18 protein-coding genes are annotated in these 22,154 nt (G+C 45.6%); 9 read left to right on the plus strand and 9 right to left on the minus strand.

The annotated features are described in order from the left end of the window. Positions 1-3 precede the first annotated feature (3 nt). Positions 4-1,191 carry an MFS transporter gene (locus PV763_RS08025; protein WP_420937616.1) on the minus strand — a complete coding sequence of 396 codons (1,188 nt, stop codon included), beginning with the start codon at positions 1,189-1,191 and terminating at the stop codon, positions 4-6. 222 nt (positions 1,192-1,413) lie between these two features. Here PV763_RS08025 and PV763_RS08030 point away from each other — a divergent pair. The 4 genes from PV763_RS08030 to PV763_RS08045 all read left to right on the plus strand — a co-directional run bounded on the left by PV763_RS08030 (position 1,414) and on the right by PV763_RS08045 (position 5,959). Continuing rightward, positions 1,414-2,227 (plus strand): IS5 family transposase gene (locus PV763_RS08030; protein ID WP_420937617.1). Its coding sequence is split into 2 segments (ribosomal slippage): positions 1,414-1,800 and positions 1,802-2,227, totalling 813 coding nucleotides; the frame shifts between segments, so codons are not numbered across the junction. 820 nt (positions 2,228-3,047) lie between these two features. Continuing rightward, complete coding sequence (locus tag PV763_RS08035) at positions 3,048-4,175, plus strand: Re/Si-specific NAD(P)(+) transhydrogenase subunit alpha (RefSeq protein ID WP_311204535.1); 1,128 nt, start codon at positions 3,048-3,050, stop codon at positions 4,173-4,175. Between the two features lie 11 nt (positions 4,176-4,186). Continuing rightward, a complete protein-coding gene (locus PV763_RS08040) occupies positions 4,187-4,510 on the plus strand; it encodes a proton-translocating transhydrogenase family protein (protein WP_004281642.1) in 324 nt (107 codons plus the stop codon). A 3-nt stretch (positions 4,511-4,513) separates the two neighbouring features. Next, positions 4,514-5,959 (plus strand): NAD(P)(+) transhydrogenase (Re/Si-specific) subunit beta, encoded by a 1,446-nt coding sequence (locus tag PV763_RS08045; RefSeq protein WP_420937618.1) that lies wholly within the window; start codon positions 4,514-4,516, stop codon positions 5,957-5,959. Positions 5,960-6,226: 267 nt separating this feature from the next. Here PV763_RS08045 and rsfS read toward each other — a convergent pair whose 3' ends face one another. The 5 genes from rsfS to PV763_RS08070 all read right to left on the minus strand — a co-directional run bounded on the left by rsfS (position 6,227) and on the right by PV763_RS08070 (position 12,153). Continuing rightward, positions 6,227-6,634 (minus strand): ribosome silencing factor, encoded by a 408-nt coding sequence (gene rsfS, locus PV763_RS08050; protein ID WP_004645144.1) that lies wholly within the window; start codon positions 6,632-6,634, stop codon positions 6,227-6,229. An 81-nt stretch (positions 6,635-6,715) separates the two neighbouring features. After that, the gene (locus tag PV763_RS08055) at positions 6,716-7,504 is read right to left on the minus strand and encodes a hydroxypyruvate isomerase family protein (protein WP_005101810.1); all 789 of its coding nucleotides are present in this window, start codon (positions 7,502-7,504) and stop codon (positions 6,716-6,718) included. Positions 7,505-7,543: 39 nt separating this feature from the next. Next, entirely contained in the window at positions 7,544-8,413 is an 870-nt protein-coding gene (locus tag PV763_RS08060; protein ID WP_420937619.1) for an NAD(P)-dependent oxidoreductase, read from the minus strand. Between the two features lie 36 nt (positions 8,414-8,449). Next, on the minus strand, positions 8,450-9,238 hold the full coding sequence (locus PV763_RS08065) for a crotonase/enoyl-CoA hydratase family protein (RefSeq protein WP_420937620.1): 789 nt from the start codon (positions 9,236-9,238) through the stop codon (positions 8,450-8,452). A gap of 107 nt (positions 9,239-9,345) precedes the next feature. Next, complete coding sequence (locus PV763_RS08070; RefSeq protein ID WP_420937621.1) at positions 9,346-12,153, minus strand: ATP-binding protein; 2,808 nt, start codon at positions 12,151-12,153, stop codon at positions 9,346-9,348. Between the two features lie 362 nt (positions 12,154-12,515). Here PV763_RS08070 and cysM point away from each other — a divergent pair, with 362 nt between their 5' ends. From cysM to PV763_RS08095, 5 genes are all read left to right on the plus strand, one after another. Further along, complete coding sequence (gene cysM / locus PV763_RS08075) at positions 12,516-13,445, plus strand: cysteine synthase CysM (protein WP_420937622.1); 930 nt, start codon at positions 12,516-12,518, stop codon at positions 13,443-13,445. A gap of 18 nt (positions 13,446-13,463) precedes the next feature. Next, positions 13,464-14,282 (plus strand): 3'-5' exonuclease, encoded by an 819-nt coding sequence (locus tag PV763_RS08080; protein WP_420937623.1) that lies wholly within the window; start codon positions 13,464-13,466, stop codon positions 14,280-14,282. 6 nt (positions 14,283-14,288) lie between these two features. Further along, positions 14,289-15,677, plus strand: coding sequence for a 23S rRNA (uracil(1939)-C(5))-methyltransferase RlmD (rlmD, locus tag PV763_RS08085; protein ID WP_420937624.1), 1,389 nt, complete (start codon positions 14,289-14,291; stop codon positions 15,675-15,677). Positions 15,678-15,709: 32 nt separating this feature from the next. Beyond that, positions 15,710-18,019 carry a RelA/SpoT family protein gene (locus PV763_RS08090; protein ID WP_420937625.1) on the plus strand — a complete coding sequence of 770 codons (2,310 nt, stop codon included), beginning with the start codon at positions 15,710-15,712 and terminating at the stop codon, positions 18,017-18,019. A gap of 100 nt (positions 18,020-18,119) precedes the next feature. After that, entirely contained in the window at positions 18,120-18,803 is a 684-nt protein-coding gene (locus PV763_RS08095) for a S24 family peptidase (protein WP_216986292.1), read from the plus strand. Between the two features lie 24 nt (positions 18,804-18,827). Here PV763_RS08095 and secF read toward each other — a convergent pair whose 3' ends face one another. Genes secF through yajC form a run of 3 tightly spaced genes read right to left on the minus strand, consistent with a single transcriptional unit; the run spans position 18,828 to position 22,090 of the window. After that, positions 18,828-19,802 (minus strand): protein translocase subunit SecF, encoded by a 975-nt coding sequence (gene secF, locus PV763_RS08100; protein ID WP_171260795.1) that lies wholly within the window; start codon positions 19,800-19,802, stop codon positions 18,828-18,830. 8 nt (positions 19,803-19,810) lie between these two features. After that, the gene (secD, locus tag PV763_RS08105; protein ID WP_420937626.1) at positions 19,811-21,709 is read right to left on the minus strand and encodes a protein translocase subunit SecD; all 1,899 of its coding nucleotides are present in this window, start codon (positions 21,707-21,709) and stop codon (positions 19,811-19,813) included. 51 nt (positions 21,710-21,760) lie between these two features. Continuing rightward, positions 21,761-22,090 carry a preprotein translocase subunit YajC gene (gene yajC, locus PV763_RS08110; RefSeq protein WP_004645158.1) on the minus strand — a complete coding sequence of 110 codons (330 nt, stop codon included), beginning with the start codon at positions 22,088-22,090 and terminating at the stop codon, positions 21,761-21,763. Between the last annotated feature and the right edge of the window lie 64 nt (positions 22,091-22,154).

Here is a 22,154-nt window from a genome sequence, read left to right on the forward strand (position 1 = left end):
TACTTATGCAGTTGTCCGGGCCTGATACCATTGATCCAGCAGGGCAAATAAGGTAGCGCACAAAGCTAGCCCAAGTCCTGCCATACAGGTCATGCTCCAGCCACCGTGATGCCAGGCATAAACCCCTAAGGCTGAACCACAGGCACCGCCAATAAAATACAAGGTCATATACAGTGAATTGACCCGTGATTTGGCATCCGGGCGCAGGCGGAAAATTACGTTCTGGTTACAGCTGTGCGTAATCGCGAGCCCAAGATTTATCAGCCCATAACCCAAAATATAACTCAGCAAAGACACTGCACCAAAATATAAAAACAGCCAGCTTCCCATCAGGATAGAACAGCCGATCCAGCTCAGCGTTTTGATATGGCCACGATCGGCCCATTTACCAATGAACTGCGTAGAAAGTGCGCCAAATACACCGACCAGCGTGACCAGTCCCACCATGACATCAGAAAGCTGAAAAGGTTCCTGCGTCAACAGCAGAGCGATGGTGGAGAACAACATACTCATGGCAGCAAAAGCACAGGCGCCAGTAAGTGAACGCAATACCAGACGTGGTTCCTGCTTGAGTAATATCCCCATAGATTTAAAAATTGCTGCATAGCTGATTCTCAGACGTGGCAGGCTCGGTAGTTTTCCTCTCAAATAAAAACTTAAGGCCAACATGCTTATGCCACTGAGGATATAAATCATTTTCCAGTGAAACAGGTCGGAAAGTAATCCGGCAATACTGGTCGAAAGTAGAATGCCAACCAGTAATCCGCTCATCAGGAAGCCCACCACTTCTCCAGTTTTTTCCGGTTTGACCGCCATGGTGGCCAAGGGAATCAGAATCTGTGCAGCTACGGAAAACAGTCCGGCAATGATAGTGCCGACCCAGAGCATTGGCAGATTCACTGCACTGGCACAAATAAATAAACCTGCTGCTGCACCCAGCATGAGGAAAGGGATCAGTTTGGTTTTATTCAGCATATCCCCTAAAGGCACAATAAAAAGCAGGCCCAGGGCATAAGAGATTTGAGCAAAAGTGACAGTAAGCGCCACTTGTGATTCAGGTACCTGATAATACTGCTGAATCGATGAAATCAGCGGCTGGCAATAATAGTTAGCGCCGGCACATAAGCCGCATGCAATCGCCATCAGCCATAATAAGGGCTTATTTTGACTAATATCGAGGGGCGTGTGCATAGGGCTAACCTTGTATTCAGACCGGAAGAATTGAAATGAGGAATAAGAATAATGTTCAAATTGAGGGCACTATAGGCCAGAAGTTCTCGCTTTAAAAGTAGAGAAATATTGCCAGCATTGAAAATTGTCAGCACTCAGGTAGCTTAAAGAAAGAAGTGCAATTTTAAATAGAAAATATGAGTAGATCTCTTGCGAAAGTAAAAAATTGTTTATACTAGCCTCATGAAATATGAAAATTTAACTCGATTTAATGATGGGGAATTTAAACGACTCGTTGGAGTTCCTCGTCCATTATTCTTAAAAATGGTATCGGTGTTACAACACGCTGAACTTGCCAAGAAAAAATCTGGAAGACCTCATTCGTTGTGTTTAGAGGATCAATTGTTGTTAACTTTAAATTACTTACGCTGTTATAGAACTCAAATTGAGTTATCCGCTGACTATAACCTAGCTGAAAGCAATGTGAATCGTACTATTCAAAAAGTTGAAAATGCTCTGATTCAATCACGGATTTTCGCATTGCCTAAAAGGAATCAAAAGTTTAGTGAGGGGGATTATGTGATCGTTGATGTCACTGAGTCACAGATTGAGCGTCCCAAAAAAACAAAGAAAATTCTATAGTGGTAAAAAGAAGAAACATACGCTAAAAACACAGGTCATTTTTAACCCAAGACTAAAGAAAATTGTAAGTATACAGGTCGAAAGTGGCAGAAAACATGATCTGACGATTGTGCGTAAGTATTTGAAGGAGATGATCATTTATCCTTGTATCATGGCAGATTTAGCCTATAAAGGATTTCATCAGATTAAGAGTAAGTTACTCATTCCAATCAAGAAACCTAAGAATTTATCATTACCCAAAATAGCAAAACAGATCAACCAAGAAATCAGTCGGCGTAGGATCACAATTGAACATATCAACGGCAAACTTAAATATTTTCGGATATTAACAGAACGCTATAGAAATAGACGGAAACGATTTGGTCTAAGAATGAATTTAATTGCTGGAATGGTGAACTGGACGCTCTTAAATTAACTTTCGCAAGAGATCTAGTGAATGTTTACAGAATTTTTTATCTTTTAATGATGGGGTTGCTTCATTAAAGCGCAGCTTGAGGTAAAAACAATAAAAAACGAGCACCAAGACCAAAAAAGTGGAATATTTACTCTATTTTATTGCGCAAATTTGGTGCGAAAATGGGATTTTCCATTTTAAATCAAGTTCAGTACATTAATATAATAAATAGTCATCCAGCTTTTTTTCTACCCTTTATCTGACTGTTTGAGACCTGAGTCTTATAAAATTTTAGCGATTACTTTTTGTCAGATCTATTAATTGTGTCTGATGAAGATCTGCTCAAAACAAATTCTATCATTTCATAAAATAAGATTTTAACATCTAAAACCAGTGCTCTTGCGTGAGTGCTAAATTTGTCAAAAAAGTCAAAACAAAAAAAACGGCGCAGCTAAAGGGCCGCTATCTATAGGGACTAGAGAAATTGAAAATCTACTTCTGAATCAAGAAATATAGCAATCATTGTCAGAATCATCAATGTAACAAAATAAATCAGAAATCTGCGCTTATTTACATCAGCAAAATCTGGATATTTCATTCAGCGGAATGAATATCGTTTATAAAAGCATCGAATATGAATAGCCGTTGAATTAAATGAATGTGTTATCACAGCATCATTTTTATGAATCATCAGTTCAAAATATAGGTATTTATTAAATAAATAGTAGGTGGTAATTTCAAACAGTTTGATTAGAATCCAAAAATTCAACAAGAACACATCCTGAGGGGAAGCATCGTTTACACGATGTTTACTTAAGAAAAATTAGCTTGAGGAACGCTCATGCAGATCGGAATTCCAGCCGAAACTGTTGTCGGTGAAAATCGCGTCGCTGCGACGCCAGAGACAGTAAAGAAATTGATCAGCGCAGGACATAGCGTGATTATCGAACGTGGTGCAGGTGTTAAAGCTGCCTATATCGATAGTGCCTATGAACAAGTTGGTGCCAAAATTACGGATGATGCCTATACCGGCAGTCAGTTGATTTTAAAAGTTCGTGCACCGAAAGGTGAGGAAATTCAAAAACTCAACCCGAACACCACTATCGTGGCAATGTTTGATCCTTACCGTAATACTGAGCTTGACCAATTCGCGGCACAAAACGTGTCTGCATTTGCATTGGAACTTTTGCCACGAACCTTGTCTCGTGCGCAGAACATGGATGTCTTGTCTTCTCAAGCCAACCTTGCAGGTTACAAGTCGGTGCTTTTGGCTGCGGCTGAATACCAGCGCATGTTCCCGATGCTGATGACTGCTGCGGGTACGGTTAAACCGGCTCGTGTGGTGATCATGGGTGTCGGCGTAGCGGGTCTGCAAGCGATTGCCACTGCAAAACGTTTAGGTGCCATCGTTGAAGCCACAGACTTGCGTCCAACTGCCAAAGATCAGGTTGAATCTCTGGGCGGTAAATGGTTAGACGTACCGATGTCTGCTGAAGAGCAGCAAAAAGCTGCAGATGCTGCCAAAAATGGTTATGGCTGGATGCCGGGTGAAGAATACATCCGCGATCAGGCTGCAATTGTTGATAAAGCGGTATCAAATGCTGACATCGTGATTACCACAGCGCTTTTACCGGGCCGTGATGCACCGCGTTTAATCCGTGCTGGAACAGTTGCGAAAATGAAACCGGGTTCAGTGATTCTGGACATGGCAGTAGAATCTGGCGGCAACGTCGAAGGTTCAAAATGTGGCGAAACAGTCCATACCGACAACGGCGTCAAAATTCTCGGCATTCCAAATATTCCGTCGACTGTATCAACTGAAGCCTCTGCTTTATACGCTCGTAACGTATTTAACTTCGTTGAAACACTATTTGATGCAGATAAGAATTTTGTCCTGAATCAAGAAGAAGAAATTCAAAAAGCCCTACTCGTCACTCATGGCGGCCAAGTGCTGCTGAAACGTGGTTAAGGAGAAGACTGATGGTTGAAACAATTACGATTTTTGTCCTTGCCATTTTCGTAGGTTACTACGTGGTGTGGGGTGTAACACCAGCATTGCATACGCCGTTGATGGCGGTCACCAATGCCTTGTCATCGATCATTATTGTCGGTGCAATGATTCAGACCGTTGGCCTGCCGGTGATCGGCGTTGAAGGTAGCGTGGATTTCCAGACCATTAACGTGGTGAGCGTACTTGGCGCGATTGCAGTATTTCTGGCCAGTATTAATATTTTCGGTGGCTTTGCAGTGACTGCACGTATGCTGGAAATGTTTAAACCTAAGCAAAAGAAAAAAGAGGGTTAATCCATGGAAATGATTCGAGAATATGCGGATTGGTTCTACCTGATTGGTGCCGTTCTTTTTATCCTGACGCTACGTGGTTTATCAGGTCCTAAAACTGCGATTGCCGGTAACCGTTACGGGATGATCGCGATGGCGATTGCGGTATTAACTACTTTCTTCGTTGCAGATAATCCTGTGGTCTGGATGATCATTGGTGCAATGGTACTGGGTGCAATCGTGGGGATTGCCCGTGCACGTACAGTTCCAATGACGCAGATGCCTGAAACTGTGGCGCTAATGCACTCATTGGTGGGTCTGGCTGCGGTCCTGATTGCTGTCGCTGCCATTATTCACAACAACAAATTGATTGAACTAGGTCCAGACCTGTTGGCTGCCAATGGTGTCAATTTCCATGAAATGAGCCGTGTTCATTTATTTGAACTGTTTGTGGGCTGTTTCGTGGGTGCGATTACCTTTACAGCATCAGTCTTTGCTTACGGTAAACTGGCTGCAAAGAAATGGGCAAAAACCATTTCAGGTGCATGGGTGAAACCGGTTCAGGCGATCATCTTTATTGCTATGTTAGGTTTTGGTGTTCACTTCTTCCTGACTGGCAATATGACCTCTTTCTGGGCGATGACAGGTCTTGCACTGGCATTTGGCTGGGTATGGATTGCACCAGTCGGTGGTGGTGATATGCCAGTGGTGGTATCGCTACTCAACTCATTCTCGGGTTGGGCAGCAGCTGGTATTGGTTTTACCCTAGAAAACAACATGCTGATTGTTGCAGGTTCACTGGTGGGTTCTTCAGGTGCGATTCTTTCTTACATCATGTGTAAAGCGATGAACCGTTCCATCATCAACGTTTTGTTTGGTGGTGCGATGGGCGGTGCAGCTGCGCCGATAGCAGGAGCAGGTGAACAGGTTCAACGTAATCACCGTTCAGGTTCGGCAGATGACGCAGGCTTCCTGATGTCAAATGCAGACAGCGTAGTGATTGTACCGGGTTATGGTATGGCGCAAGGCCGTGCCCAAAATGCGGTAAAAGAATTGGCTAACTTGCTGAAAGAGCAGGGTGTAACGGTTCGTTTTGCGATTCACCCTGTAGCAGGTCGTATGCCGGGTCATATGAACGTACTCCTTGCTGAAGCGGACGTACCGTATGAAGATATCCTGGAAATGGACGAGATCAACTCGGACTTCCCGGCAACAGATGTGGTGCTAGTCATTGGTGCGAACGACGTTGTGAACCCTGCGGCGAAAGATGATCCAACATCGCCAATTTATGGTATGCCAATTCTGGAAGCCCATAAGGCACGTACGATTATGGTGATCAAGCGTTCTATGGCAACCGGTTATGCGGGTCTGGACAATGACTTGTTCTATAATGACAAGACCATGATGATCTTTGGTGATGCCAAGAAAGTGGTGGAAGATATGACTAAAGCCATTAATGGTACGGGTCACTAATCATCTAAATCATTAGAATCCTCCTAAGTCCCCCTTTTAATAAAGGGGGATTTTTTATTTTATATCTTGGGAAAAGGATGATTGAGTGGTCATCGAACGTCTATGTTGATGATGAATTGATCCTAAAATACCAATCAAATCGGTGCATAAGACAAGATGGAAATTAAAAAATAGCGAACAGATTGAGTTGTATTAATGCTTATAAAGTTAGATGAACAGGCAATAAAAAAGCGACCTACACAGGTCGCTTTTTTGAATATTCGGTTTTTACGCTACAGAGTCAGTATCTGTAGGATTGCGCCATAAGCTTTCTAGGTCATAGAATTTACGCGCTGTTGGAAGCATACAATGAACCACCACATAACCAAGGTCGATGAGGATCCATTCAGCATCACGTTCGCCTTCAATACCAAGAGGGCGGAAGCCAGCTTTACGTGCTTCTTCAGCAACGTTATTGGCCAATGATTTGATGTGACGTGTCGATGTACCGCTTGCAATGACCATAGCATCAGCAACATTACTGATACCGCTGACATCAAGCTCAACAATTTCTTTTGCTTTTACATCTTCAAGTGCAGCATGTACGACTTTTAAGCAGTCCTGTACAGCTTGAGAATTTGAATTCATAGTAAGATCGTGAGAATTAGAAGCGCTGGGCGATGGTTCTAAATTCATGGGGAGTGTAATTTCCTAACAATTATGCATGGTCTAATATAGCGGTTTTAGTCCTGAATTTCAAATGAAGCCGCAGTCCACTCAGTCATGCTCCGGAAAGAACTCAGCTTTCCAGTCAAAGGAATCGTTGGAATGTCCGCTAGGTTTATACTCGGCAGCGACATAACCTTGATATTGACTATGTTTTAACCACTGAAATATATCATGATATTGAATTGAACCCGTATTGGGTTGATGCCGTCCCGGACAATCCGCAAATTGGATATGACCAATCGAGGCAATATTTTCTTGCAAAGTTTCTAAGACATCTTCGCCCATCATTGCCATGTGGTAACAGTCGTACTGCATTTTTAAGGCCGGATGATGTACCGCTTCCAGCATTTCCTGGGCTTGGGCAACATTTTGAATCAAAAAACGTGGCATATCGGTGCCATTGATCATTTCGAAGACCGGTTCAATTTGATGCTCAAGCAGCATTGAACAGGCCATTTTTAGGTTACTCGCCAGCGTATTCAGGCAGGGTAAAAGATCACAATCCCTAGGCTGTTTTCCTGCCAGAATGTTCACCCGAGGTACATTCAATGCGGTAGCATACTGGATGGCCTGCTCAACCGCATGACGAAACTCGATTTCCTGTCCTGGAATGCCAGCCAGACCATGACCACCCTGCATTAAATCACCTGCCGGCACATTAATCAGGCACAAGTTTAGCTGATGGGTGCTGAGCTGGTTTTGAATCTGGCCAATCGTAAGTTCATAAGGAAACTGGATTTCCACATGATTAAAGCCCTGTGCACGAGCCAGCGCGAAACGTTCGATCAGCGGCACTTCGGTAAAAATCATCGACAGGTTGACAGCAAGTTTAATCATGTCTTTCTCTTCAATATTCAGGGCTGTATAAATCAAGCGTTATGAGTGTTTCAGCTGCTGGATTACAGTGGCCAGATCTGCTTCGGCAAAGCCTTGAGCTTGATGAGCATGTAACTGCGTTAAAGCTTGAGTTGCGACCGGAACATCCAGATCAAAGCTTTGGGCCAGTTGCACGGCATTATTCAAATCTTTGGACAAGGTCTGTACTTTCCATTGCACCGGTTCAAAAGTTTGCGTGGCCATACGCGGTGCCAGAATCTGAAAAGGCTTGGAGTCGGCAAAACCACCTGCCAGCGCTGGTGCCAGTAAACGTGCATCCACTCCAGCAAGGCCAGCCAGAGCTACGGCTTCTGCAATCAGGGTACTATTGGCCGCAACAATCAGCTGATTACAGATTTTAGTCGCCTGACCGGTGCCGGTATCACCCATGCGGGTCACGCGCTGTGAAAGTACCGCATAGATCGGATCAAGATGTTCAATCGTTGCGGCATCACCACCGGCAAAAATCACCAGACTGCCTTGTTCGGCTCCAACTGTACCGCCTGAAACCGGAGAATCAATCCAGGTCACTTTCTTGGCCTGTGCTTGCGCGGCAAGTGTTTGAGTTTGTTGTACCGAAAGACTGGAAAAATCCACAATCACTTGCTCCGCAACCAAATACGGTTCGATCTGAGCAAAGATCGATTGCACTGCATGATCATCTGCCAGGCAGGTCAGAATCACCGGATAGTCGGCAATCTGGTCTAAAGATAGCGCAGTTGCCCCTAGATCCAGCAAGGGCTCACAGGCTGCTGGTGTGCGGTTCCAGACCGCCACCTGAAAACCTGCCTGAAGCAGACGCATAGCCATGCGAGTGCCCATCAGCCCCATCCCTAAAAAGGCAATTTTAGTATCGCGATTCAACAGCATACTTTGTTTTATTCCTTTCCTAGATTCAGACTGGGTTTATTTGTATTGGCGCGGTACAAACTGAACCTCTGGGTTTTTGTCCTTTTTACGGGCCAATTGACTGTTTTTACCCAGTAATAATTTCAGCTGCCATATTTTTTCCATACGCAAGGATTTATTTGGACGATGCTGCATGGCATCCAGTACAAATTTAGAGGCCATCAGCGCATCTGGAGAACGTTGCAGCATTTCTTCAGCCAAGGCTTGTGCTCTTCCTAGTGGCTGTTCATCGACATGGGTGATCAGACCGATTTCTTTGGCATATTCGCCCTCAAAAATCCGGGCAGTTAAGGTCAGCTCTTTGGCCAGATCAATACCAATCAGGCCTTTCAGGGAGCGGCTGAGTCCCATGTCTGGCACCAGTCCCCAACGTGTTTCCATGATCGACATTTTGGTGTCAGGATGGGCAATGCGGATATCTGCGGCCAGAGCAAGCTGCATCCCGGCACCAAAACAGAAGCCCTCCATTGCGGCAATCACCGGAACTGGTAATTCTTGCCAGACCAGAAATGCTTTTTGAAATAAGCTTTGACCAGGACGAATCAGTTCCCATGCGGCATAAGCACGATTTTTAGGATTATTTAAATCGGCCAGATCAATACCGGCACTAAAAACCTGGGCTTCACCCGTTAAAATCACACATCGGATACTTTTATCTTTTTTGATTTTTTGTGCAGTCGCGACCAGTTCGCGCAGTAGGGCAAAGCTCATGGCATTGCGTTTATCCGGACGATTCAGTGTAACAGTGGCAATGCCGTTATTTTTTTCCAAGCGTACAAGTGGCATGGCATTCTTCCTTATTTTTCCTGGCTTGAGCATAGCATGCAGCTTTTGGGCTTGCATGACAGCTCAGTCACACTTGAGTAAGTTCAGGACTGAGCCGCTTCAAATCTTTAATTCAAATGTTGCTTCAAAATTTGCTGGGCAGCCTGTTCGACCTGTTCGACTACAGCTTTGAGTTCATCAAAATATTTCAGCACGTCCTGCACAAAGCTTTCATCGGCCTTACGGCGTTCTTTGCGCAGGGTTGAAACGAACTGTTCAAAGCCACCGGTGACTTTCTGCAGAGTCGGTGCACCGACATAACGGGTCGCGCCATATAGACGATGCAGCACATGTTCAAGTTGCGGAAAATCTTCCAGTTCAATGAGTTGCTGCATTTCATCGAGTTCATCCGCAAAGCTGTCCACCAGCATGCGTAACAGGTCTACTGCCAAGTCTTCCTTATTGGCTGCCAGTTGCAGGCTTTGCTGCCAGTCCAGAATATTTGGATCCAGGGCATCAATCACATTGGCGCGTTCCAGTACCGGAATCCGTTTAAAATGCTCGGTGGTCCAGTGCGTCAAAATTTGGATAATCTGCTCGATCTGGATCGGCTTGGTGACATAATCATCCATGCCATTTTGCAGCAGTTTATGTTTTTCATCAGAAAGCGCATGCGCCGTCAGGGCAATAATCGGCAGTCGATTATGATTTTCAAAGGTCGATTCTAGCGAGCGAATGGCACGGGTGGTATCGATTCCGGACATGACTGGCATCTGAATGTCCATAAAGACCAGATCAAACGCCGGCTGTTCCTGTTCATAACGGCGCTGAATAATATCGATCGCTTCCTGTCCGCTGAGGGCTTTGGTCGTGGTGACATTGAGTTCACCCAGCAAGGCTTCCAGAACAATCAGGTTAGGCAAATGATCATCCACGGCCAGAATATGCAGGCCTTGACCATTAAATTCTTCATGCTGTTCCTGGTCGAAGACCGGCTGATTGCCGAGTAACTGAATCAGCGCGCTGCGGCTGAGTGGCTGATGCAGGGCACGGGCACGATGGTCATTGAGCATGCTTGGATCCAGTTGCATCTGATAACCATAGACAGCCAGATGACCCTGATAACGTGAACGGATTTCGCGTAACAAGACTTCACTGTCACCACTATGATCGACGATCAGCCAGGTATTTTCGCTATTCTGTAAATGATTCAGACGGCTAAACAGATCCAGAATTGATGCACATTCAATATGTTTAACCTGATAATTTTCCAGATAATGCCGCAGCACATTCGCAGTTGCCGGATGTGCAAGATAAGACACCACGGTCAATTCGCTAAAATCTGGATGCTCAATCACGGTATCTTCATCGACCAGGAACTGGGCAGTAAACCAGAAAGTAGAGCCTTTTTCGGTTGGAGCACGTTCCTGATTGTCTTCAAAACCAATCTGGCCATGCATCAGGCTGACCAGCTGTTTGGAAATTGCCAGACCAAGACCGGTACCGCCAAACTGACGGGTCACCGAGGTATCACCCTGCGAGAAGGACTCAAACAGCTTTTTACGGTCGGTACCACTCAGGCCAATGCCGCTATCCTGTACACTAAAATGCAGCACACACTGATCCATTCCATCATGTTCCATGCGTGCCCGGACAATGATTTCTCCATCCGGAGTGAATTTGATCGCATTGGAAATCAGGTTGGTCAGAATCTGCTTAAACCGCAGTGCATCACCAATAATGTGTTTTGGCACACCGTCTGCATAATAGAAGGCCATATCAATATGTTTTTGTGCTGCCAGCGGTGACAACATGTCCATCACATCAAAAATCGCTTCTTCCAGATCGAAAGGTGCAGTTTCTAATTCCAGTTTGCCGGCATCAATCTTGGAAAAATCCAGGACATCATTAATCAGTGCCAGCAAATGCGCCGAAGACTTACGAATGGTCTGCAAATACAGGCTCTGCTCGTTGCTGAGATTGCCCTGACGTAACAACAGATGAATAAAACCATCAATACTGTTCAGCGGGGTACGCAGTTCATGGGAAATATTGGCCAGAAACACCGACTTGGCCTGGTTAGCTGAAATGGCCTGGTCGCGTGCCTGACGATAGGTAATATTCTGGACTTCTAAAGTGTCGAGGGTACGGCGCAAGTCATCTTCGGTCTGTTCGGTATGTTCACGCAGTTCCAGAAAGCTGAAATGCAGACGTTTCACCACATTGGCAATATCACGTTGCAATAAACGCAGCTCGCCGGTGCTGTTAATCACCATATGCTGGCCGAGGGTATCGGCATTCAGGCGTTGCAATTGCATGCGAATCTCATACATTGGGGCGATCCAGCGCCGTGAGTAGAAATTCAAGCAAAGTAATAACAATAATAAGGTCAGTAATCCGGTCGCAATCAGTACGATCAGTACTCGGTAACGGGCAATTGCTAGCGGCTGGTTATCCAGTTCGATCGCCAGCCAGCCGGTAGAAAAAGTGTTTTCATTCACTTTAATGGCATAGATATGATTATCTTGATGCAGAATCGGACCAACAAAATTGCCGCTTTTCTCAAATTCTGGCCAAGGCGCCTGTTCCTGAAAACCGATGCCCAAACGGTTCTTGCCATTTTCATCCAGAACTGCTGCCCGAACCAGATGCTTTTCATTCAGCATGTTCTGCATGGCGTTGTGAGCTTGGTCATATTGCCATGGATACAGGTTCAAGATATCCAGGGCATATTCTGAAGTGCCTTGAAAGCGAGTCAGAATCGCAATGGCCATCTGCTTCTGCTGGGCACGTGCGGCATTTGAGGTTTCAGTCAACACCAGCATGGCACCGACACAGGCCAAAATGGTAATCGGCACAAAAATCAGCGCAATCAGCTGTCCATAGGCATGATTTAAGTGTAGGCGTTTAAACAGCTTTTTGTTGATCGTTGACATGATTTAAGCAGTATTTTCTTTATGCCTGGCATATTAGCATGCTTTAAATCGACAGTTAAAATTTAAGCATAATTTTTATAAAGCTTCGGATTAGCAGTTAAAAATACAAGAGATTTCAGTTAATTTTGCTCAGGTACAGCAAGACTAAGACGCACGAAATTTCAATCTGTAAAAGTGCCAGACTGAAATAGTATTTTCATCTTCATTAGCGAGCTGCTTCACCTGGCTAAATTATCGGGAAATGTAGTTTATGGCTTGATAGTGTGTGAGTTTTAGTGAGTTTTCTGAAAAAGCCTTGCTAAATGGGTGCAGGGAAAAGCATTTTTTCATACAATAGCCGCACCTCGATATAGGTGCAAATAATGAGTAATACCATCCCTGATTTTCAAGCAGATGAATTTTTGTTAGACCATTATGTAGGCAAAACGCCGCTGGTGCGTTTACAGCGTCTGGCAAGTCACACTCAAGCTACAGTACTCGCGAAACTCGAAGGCAATAACCCAGCAGGTTCGGTCAAAGACCGTCCGGCCTATAATATGATCATGCAGGCCGAGAAGCGTGGGCAGATCAAACCGGGTGACACCCTGATTGAGGCAACGAGCGGAAATACGGGGATTGCATTGGCGATGGTCGCAGCAATGCGTGGCTATAAAATGAAGCTGATCATGCCGAACAATATGAGTCAGGAACGTAAGGACGCGATGCGTGCGTATGGTGCCGAGCTAATTGAAGTAACCAAAGAGCAGGGCATGGAAGGTGCACGTGATCTTGCTGCTCAAATGCAGAATGATGGTGTGGGTCTGGTGCTGAATCAGTTCGGAAATCCGGACAATGTCGAAGCGCATTACCTGACCACGGGTCCAGAAATCTGGCAACAAACCGGTGGTAAAATTACCCATTTTGTCAGCTCAATGGGGACCACCGGCACCATCATGGGTGTGTCGAAATACCTGAAAGAAATGAATCCTGATATTCAGATCGTCGGTTTACAGCCATGTGACGGTTCAAGTATTGCCGGAATCCGTCGCTGGCCAGAAGAATATCTGCCAACCATTTTCGACCGCAGCCGAGTCGATCGCATTATTGATATTCCACAAATCGAAGCTGAAAAAACCATGCGCAAGCTGGCACAGAAAGAAGGCATCAGTGCCGGAACCTCTTCCGGTGGTGCAGTGTGGGCGTCGATTAAACTGGCAGAAGAACATCCGGATGCAGTGATTGTGTGTATTATCTGTGACCGTGGTGACCGTTACTTGTCTACAGGGTTATTCTCTGTACAAGATCCTGAATAATTATTTGAGCACTGCTTTATGCGCCTGCCTGTTTTAACTTTCGATATTGAAACCCAAACCGATCTCAAATCAGGCGCGCATCTGTTTGGTCTGGACCTGCCCGAGGCAGATCTGGATCAGGCCCTGACCAAATTACGCCGTCAGGATTCAGGCTCCGATTTTCAGCGTTTACCGCTGCATGAAATCGTCTGTATTTCCGGGTTATGGATCGATGAGCAGGGCATGAAGCTGTTTTCGTTTAGCCGAGAACAGCATTCTGAAGCAGAAATTTTGAAAAAATTCTTGTCGATTTTTGACAAGCGCCATCCGACTCTAGTGAGTTGGAACGGCTCACAGTTTGATTTACCAGTGATTTTATACCGCGCCATGTATCATGGGCTCTCTGCACCGAGTCTGTTCGATCAGGGCGAAATTGATACGCAAAAGCGTTATAATAACTACCAGAATCGTTACCATCATCGTCATGTCGACTTGATGGATGTGATGGCCATGTTTCATGCCCGTCATTTCCAGAAGCTGGATGATGTTGCACATTTGCTGGGCTATCCAGGCAAGCGCGGTGACGGAGCCTATCGGGTTCCGGAATATGTCCGCAATCAGCAATGGACCGAACTAACGTCTTATTGTGAAGGTGATGTCCTGAATACCTGGCTGGTGTATATCCGCTGGTTGCTGTTAAAAGGCCAGCTGTTGCTGCCGGATTATCAGCATCTGCTGCAAAGCACGATTCAATATTTGCAGACTCAACCGCAACATGCGGACTTTTTATCAGTCTGGCGTGAAACTTCACAACGAACTGAATTTACCCAATTTGATTTTCCCATCTCCACACCCTAGGTTTTCATGAAACATCGAGCACAAGCACGTCCTATCCAGCAACCCGAGTATATTTTTCAGGTTGAGTCACTATCGCATGAGGGACGTGGCATCGCTCATTATGGTTCACATCCGGATCATCCGCAGCATAAACATGGCAAGAAAGTCTTTATCCGTTATGCCTTGCCGGGTGAAACCGTGCGTGCCCGCATTACCCGAGAAGTTAAGAAGCTAGAAGAAGCTGACAGCCTTGAATTGTTGAGCGACGCTTCTGAGATTCGCGTGAAGCCGGTGTGTTCACATTTTGGCGTTTGTGGTGGCTGTAATATGCAGCATATCGCTGCGGATGCGCAGATTGAACTGAAACAGAATGTGCTGAAATCACATCTTCAGCATTTTGCCGGAATCCAGCCTGATCAATGGTTACCGCCTTTACGTTCACAACGTGAAGATTATCGTCGTAAAGCCCGAATCGGGGTGCGTTATCTGCCTTCCAAGGATCAGCTGGTGGTGGGCTTTCGTGAAAATCAGTCCAACAAACTCACGTCGATTGATCGCTGTATGATCTTGGATCGCGAGTTTGGCTCGGTTACACGTCTTAAACAATTGCTGCAAGGTCTCAATGGTAAGGCCGACATCGGTCATATAGAATTGGCTATGGGGGATCAGGACATTGCGCTGCTGGTGCGTGAAACTGCAAAATTATCTGCCGATGATGTCAACCAATTGCGCGAATTTACGTTACAGAAAGGCTGGCAACTGTATCTGCAGTCTGCTGGCAAAGAGACGCTCTCGCGGATAGATGATCCAGACGCATCTGCACGCTTACACTATAGTCTTGATGACTTTGATGTGAAATTCGGCTTTAATCCTCTGGACTTTACCCAGGTAAATTCAAGCATTAATCCGCAAATGGTACGATTGGCATGTGATTTGCTTCAGCTACAACAGGGTGAACGGGTTCTGGATCTGTTTTGTGGATTAGGAAACTTTTCTTTACCGCTGGCGCGCTGTGTTGGTGCGTCGGGTCAGGTGATTGCGGTCGAGGGAAGTGATGAAATGGTTCGACGTGGTGCGGAAAATGCCAAAAACAATGGTATTGCACAAATATCGTTCTATTCACAAGATTTAACCAAAGATTTCTCGCACCACACTTGGGCAAATCAAGGTTTTGATGCATTATTAATCGACCCGCCACGTGCCGGGGCAGAAGAAGTCATGCATTATATCCCTCAGTTTGGAGCTAAAAGAATCGTTTATGTGTCATGTAATCCTGCGACACTCGCCAGAGATGCAGGACTATTGGTACAACAGGGCTATCGTCTCACCCAAGCGGGCGTGATGGATATGTTTACACATACTGGACATGTTGAATCAATCGCATTGTTCGAAAAAGAAAATCAAATAAACGATTAAAGAAATGATGTTTTTAAAAGTAGGAGACGGGTATGGTCACAGTACGTGAGCAACTCCCTGGACGACTCAATGAGTTGTCACAGGAGACGACTGTAGAACATGCCGAACAAGCACACCAGGATCTGACTGAATGGTTGGATCGGGTTCGTGGCATATTAGATGGCGCACCTTTAACGCAGCTCGAAGAAGTCGCCCACTTAACATTAGAAAGAGAGCTGCAAAGTACGGTTCAGCACCGCTCTAATACCTTTTATACCGGTATTGAGATGGCGGATATTCTGGCACATCTGCATGTCGATGAAGATACTTTGTCCGCAGCCATGCTGTATCGTGCTGTTCGTGAAGGCGTCATGCCACTCAGTGAAGTACTGGAACAGTTCGGCGAACAGGTGCATAGCCTGGTCAAAGGTACGCTTGCCATGGGTAAGCTGTCTGAGCTGATCGAAAAAAATAAACGCCTGGAAGATCATTTCAATAATAACCAGCGTGAACATCTGTCTGGCATTTACAAAATGCTGATCTCGGTCACTGAAGATGTACGTGTCGTTCTGGTCAAGCTTGCCGAACGTACTTATGCCTTGCGTGAACTGGCCAATTCCTCGCGTGAGCGTCAGGAACGGGTGGCTCGAGAAATTCTGACCATTTACTCACCACTGGCACACCGCTTGGGTATTGCCCAGCTGAAATGGGAGCTCGAAGATCTGGCTTTCCGTTATCTTGCGCCGGAACGTTATAAAGAAATTGCTTCCTTACTGAATGAAAAGCGTCTGGAGCGTGAACAGTATATTCAGTTTGTGATTGATAAATTACGCAATGAATTGGCCGAACATGGTATCGAAGCTGAAATTAATGGCCGGGTGAAACACATTTATTCGATTTATCGAAAAATGAAAAGCAAGAACCTGAGCTTTGACCAACTCTATGATATTCGTGCTTTACGGGTACTGGTGAAAAGTGTACCGGAGTGTTACCACACTTTAGGTATTGTGCATCAGATCTGGCGCCATATTCCGCATCAGTTTGATGACTATATTACCAATCCGAAAGCCAATGGTTATCGTTCTTTACATACTGCAGTGATTGCCGAGAACAAGTCACTTGAAGTGCAGATTCGTACTCATGCAATGCATGACGAAGCTGAACTTGGGGTGTGTTCACACTTTAATTATAAAGAAGGCGCGAAAACTACAGATCGCTCTTTTAACCATCGTCTGCATTCCTTACGTGCGGTACTTGAGCATTATCAAGAACGCAATGAAAGCAGTGCACATAAAGAATCTGAAGATGAAATCGAGAATTTTGAGCATATTCAAGATTTTGAAGGCTTCGAAAAGATCTATGTGTTTAGCCGTGATGGTGATATCAAAGAGCTACCACGTGATTCAAGCGTGCTAGACTTTGCGTATCATGTGCATACCGAAGTCGGGAACAAGTGCTATGCTGCACGGGTGAATCAGCGCTATGTGCCGCTGACCTATACCCTGAAAACCGGTGAACAGGTCGAGATTCTGACCAAAAAAGACCGGGAACCGAACAGGGACTGGCTGGTTAATTCGCTGGGTTATATCAAGACAGCCCGGGCACGAGACAAGTTGCGTCACTGGTTCCGTCAGCAGGATCGTAGCAAGAACCTGGAAGTCGGCCGTGAAGTACTGAACAAAGAATTGTCACGTCTGGCAATTCACCCGAAATCGATTGATCTGAGTGATTATTGCAACCACTTCAATGTTAAAACCGGTGATGATATTCTGGTCAATCTGGTCAATGGTGATATCAGCCTGCATGCCCTGATTAATCAGGTGAATCGTCACATGCATCTGGATCAGGACGAACCTGAACTGGTGCTAAAACCTGCCCTGAACCCGCGTGCCAGTCATACACTGTCAGCGCACGGGATTCTGATCGATGGTTTGGATAACGTGGAACTACATGTCGCGCAATGTTGCCAACCGGTGCATGGTGAATCGATTGCTGGCTATATCACTCTGAATCGTGGTGTGAGCATTCATAAAGTCGCTTGTGCGGACTATGTGCGCATGATTACCCAAGAGCCTGAACGTGCGGTAGAAGCCGACTGGGAAATGCAGCCGACTCGTGGTCAAAGTGTGCAGATTGTGGTGGAAGCTTATGATCGACGCGGTTTGCTCAAAGATCTGACGCAAGTAATTTTCTCGGATCAGATCAATATCCGTCAGGTGAATACCATTTCGGAAGCGGATGGTATTGCCAATATGAAGCTGTTGATTGAAGTCAAAGGTCTGGCACAACTTTCCAAGCTTTTGGCTCGTCTAGAGCAGCAGCCGGGAATTATCAGCGCACGCCGTCTGGTACAGGGTACTTAATTTCCCTTATGTAAGTTTAAAAAGCCTGCAATTCAATTGCGGGCTTTTTTATTGTAAGGTATTTGAATCACATGCATAAAAAATAGACCAGCAAACCAAGATGAGCGCCACCGAAATATTTGAACGTAGACGAAATAATCTGGCCAAGGTGATTGATCTGCTGATCGAGACGCAGCAATTTAAAACCGGCAAAGAGATCTGTGAGCATTTCGGCTTGTCTGCATCGTATATCGCTCAATTGCTGAATAGCAAACGCCAGATCGGCGAGAAAGCAGCAAGGGAGCTGGAACAACAACTGGGTCTAGATGTGCTCATTCTAGATCAGTCGGCTGAGCCAAAAGTTGAATTAGCTCCAATTCCAGAGCAAGGCGTATTATTTCAGATGCAGGTGGTGCAACAGCAGGCATTTGCACTTATTCCTATAGATTCTGCATTTTCATTCAATCAGGATATTTTTCATCTGCAAGCACAGCATTATGCAATTCAGGTAGCAGGGCCGTATTATTTTCCCAGCTTAAAACCGGGCTGGTGGCTGATCTGTGACAAACAGGTCGAGTTATCCACTGCAGGCATACTCTGTGTGTATCTGGTTAATGGCCTGCAGCTCATTTTGCAGTTGGTGAGCGAAGCTCAAGATCATTATGAATTCCAAAGCCTGGATGAACATCGACAGGTGATTTTCCAAAAAACCGATATTGAGAAAATCCATCCAGTCATTGCGATTATTCCCACTGCCATATATTCAAACGGCAGAAATAATTCAGCCCATCATAAGACGGGCTGAACGATGAACATGAAACAGAACAGATTATGGAATCTGGTTCTCGTCTTCAAATTCTGGCTTCACCTGAACAATAAAGTCCTGACGGTTCAGACCACGCCACAAGGCAAAGGCTGTACCGATATAAATTGAAGAATAGGTACCAACAAAAACACCGACAAACATCGCGATCGAGAACCATTTCAGGCCATCACCGCCCATAACCATCATCGCAACCACAACCAGTAATAAAGTCATGGAAGTATGAATGGTACGACGCAAGGTTTCAGTCAGGGCAATGTTGATAATCTCGACCGGTTCTGCACCACGAATCTTACGGAAGTTCTCACGGATACGGTCAGAGACCACGATATTATCGTTCAGTGAGAAACCGATGATTGCAAGGAGTGCCGCAAGTACAGTGAGGTCAAATGGCCACTGCATCATCGCAAAAATCCCGAGGGTGACGATAATGTCATGGAATAGTGACAACACGGCACCCATGGCCAGCTTGAACTCAAAGCGGATAGTGACATAGACCAGCATCAGCAGGAGTGCCAATGCCACAGCACCACCAGAACGGACATAGAGCTCGTTACCGACCTGTCCACCGACGACATCGACCTTGGGTACTTCTGCCGCATTATTTGGCAGTTGAACCGCTGCTGTAACAGCCTTGGTCAAGTCTTCAGCTTCGATATCTTCCTGAACCGGCATACGCACCATCAGGTCACGTTCAGAACCTAAAGTCTGAACCACAGCATCATTAAAGCCTGCCTGGTTCAATGCCTTGGAGACATCTTCAGGTTTGACCGGATTGGTATAGTTTAATTCGGCTGCCACACCACCGGTAAAGTCTAAACCGAGGTTCAGGCCTTTGGTGGCAATAAAGAAGATACTCGCAACGGTTAAGAGGATTGAAAACAATGCCGCAGGCATCGCAATCTTCATAAACGGAATAATGCGTTCGTCTTCCGGGCGACCGTACTGTTTTTGATTCAGTTGAGTATTTTCAGTCATCATTGATCTCCTTAAATGCTCAACTTTTTCAAGTTACGTTTTTTGCCATAAATGATCTGTACGATTGCACGTGTTACTGTAATGGCAGTAAACATCGAGCAGACAATACCAATCATTAAGGTCACGGCAAAGCCTTTGATCGGACCTGTACCAATCGCGAACAGAATGAATGCTACCAGGAAGGTGGTCAAGTTCGAGTCAAAAATGGTGTTATAGGCCCGGTCATAACCGGCCACAATCGCCTGTTTTGGCGAAGCTCCCCATTTCATTTCTTCCCGTATTCGCTCACAGATCAGTACGTTGGCATCGACCGCCATACCAATGGTAATCACAATACCGGCAATACCCGGCAGGGTCAGGGAAGCACCAATCCAGGACATGACTGTCAGAATCATTGCCAGGTTAAATATCAGGGCAAAGTTGGCAATCAGGCCAAACACGCGGAAGAACACCACCATCCAGATGGCAACCAGGAGGAAACCGATCTGAGTTGAAAGCACCCCTTTGTCGATATTCTCTTGACCCAGACTTGGACCAATCACACGTTCTTCAACAAAGTACATTGGCGCAGCCAACGCACCTGCACGAAGCATTAATGCAAGTTCAGCCGCTTCCTGTGGCGAGTCCAGACCGGTAATACGGAACTGAGAGCCCAATACCGCCTGAATGGTCGCAGCATTAATCACGACAGCTTCAGTATATGGCGTACGGACTTCAGTTTGAGTGCCAGTTGCCGGGTCTTCCACATAGTTAATGCGCTGTTTGTTTTCGATGAACAGCACTGCCATACGTTTACCAACCGCATTACGGGTCGCATCCGACATCAGCTTGCCGCCTGCGCTGTCCAGCGTAATGTTCACTTCTGCACCGCCAGTGTCCTGGCTAAAACCACTGGATGCATTTTGAACACGTTCACCAGTTAAAATACGGTTACGGTTCAGAAGGAGCTGACGACCACTGTCCAGTGATTCATAGGCAAAGACTTCTGTGCCCGGTGGTAATGCACCTGTAGCCTGACCGGTATATGGATCGATGTATTGATCATTCAGGTCAGATACCAGACGGAACTCGAGGTTCGCGGTACGGCCAAGGACACGTTTCGCTTCAGCTGTATCCTGCACACCCGGAAGCTCAACCACAATACGGTTACTGCCTTGGGTTTGAACCAGTGCTTCAGCCACACCTAACTCGTTAATACGGTTACGTAAGGTGGTCAAGTTCTGGTTGACTGCATAAGATTCAATTTCTTGCTTACGCACATCGGTATAGTTCAGACGTAAGGTCGAACCGGTACTGGTTGCAACAGCCTGCTGGGTAAACTCATTGCCGTTACGGCGCAAGAAGTCCATCACTGCAGCACGATCATCATTGTTGGCAAACTGCATCACAATGGTGTTGTTGCTTAAAGTCAGGCTATTAAATTTCAGGTTGTTATCACGTAACTGACGACGGAGATCCGTCGCAGAGGTTTCCATACGCTGGGAAATGGCCTTGTCCATATCCACTTCAAGCAAGAAGTGAACACCACCACGTAAATCCAGACCAAGCTTCATTGGCTTGGCACCAATTTTTTGCAGCCATTCTGGGGTGGTCGGGGCAAGGTTCAGTGCAACCACGTAATCATCACCTAAACCACGACGTAAAGCCTCTTTGGCTTTAAGCTGCGATTCACTTGAATCTACACGTAATAAGGCTGCATTGTTGCCAAAGCTATTGTCATGGGTGGCAATATTTTCAGTTTTTAAAATTTGCTCTGCTTTTTGTACGATGCTTGCATCAATTTGAGTACCGGCTTTGGCACCCGAAATCTGTACAGCAGGTTCATCTGGATACAAACTTGGCAGGGCATATAAGGTACTGATCACCAGGACAACCAGGATCAGTACATATTTCCATGCTGGGTAACGCATTCGTTTTCTTCTTAAAATGAAAAAGTCGTGCGAGGGCACGACTATTTTTGATTAAAGGTTATTTAAAGTGCCTTCAGGTAGGACTGAGATCACACTTGCACGTTGAACTTTGACTTCTACACCACGGCTCAATTCAACCACTGCGAAGTCACCTTCAATCTTGGTGATTTTGCCCATTAATCCGCCTGCAAATACCACTTCACTGCCAACGCCAAGGCTGTCGACCAAAGCACGGTGTTCTTTGGCACGTTTAGATTGAGGACGCCAGATCAAGAAATAGAAGATTGCAATAAAAACAGCAATCATCAAAAGGTTCGCCATCATGCTTGGTTGTTGTGCAGCTTCACCTGCAGCGTGAGCAGTCGAAATAAAAAGGCTCATTACATTTTCCTAAAATAAAAAACTGGTGATCAACTCGATAATAAATTGACATATTCTTGCAATT

It is taken from the genome of Acinetobacter sp. AS5 (assembly GCF_048957595.1).
GTDB lineage: Bacteria > Pseudomonadota > Gammaproteobacteria > Pseudomonadales > Moraxellaceae > Acinetobacter.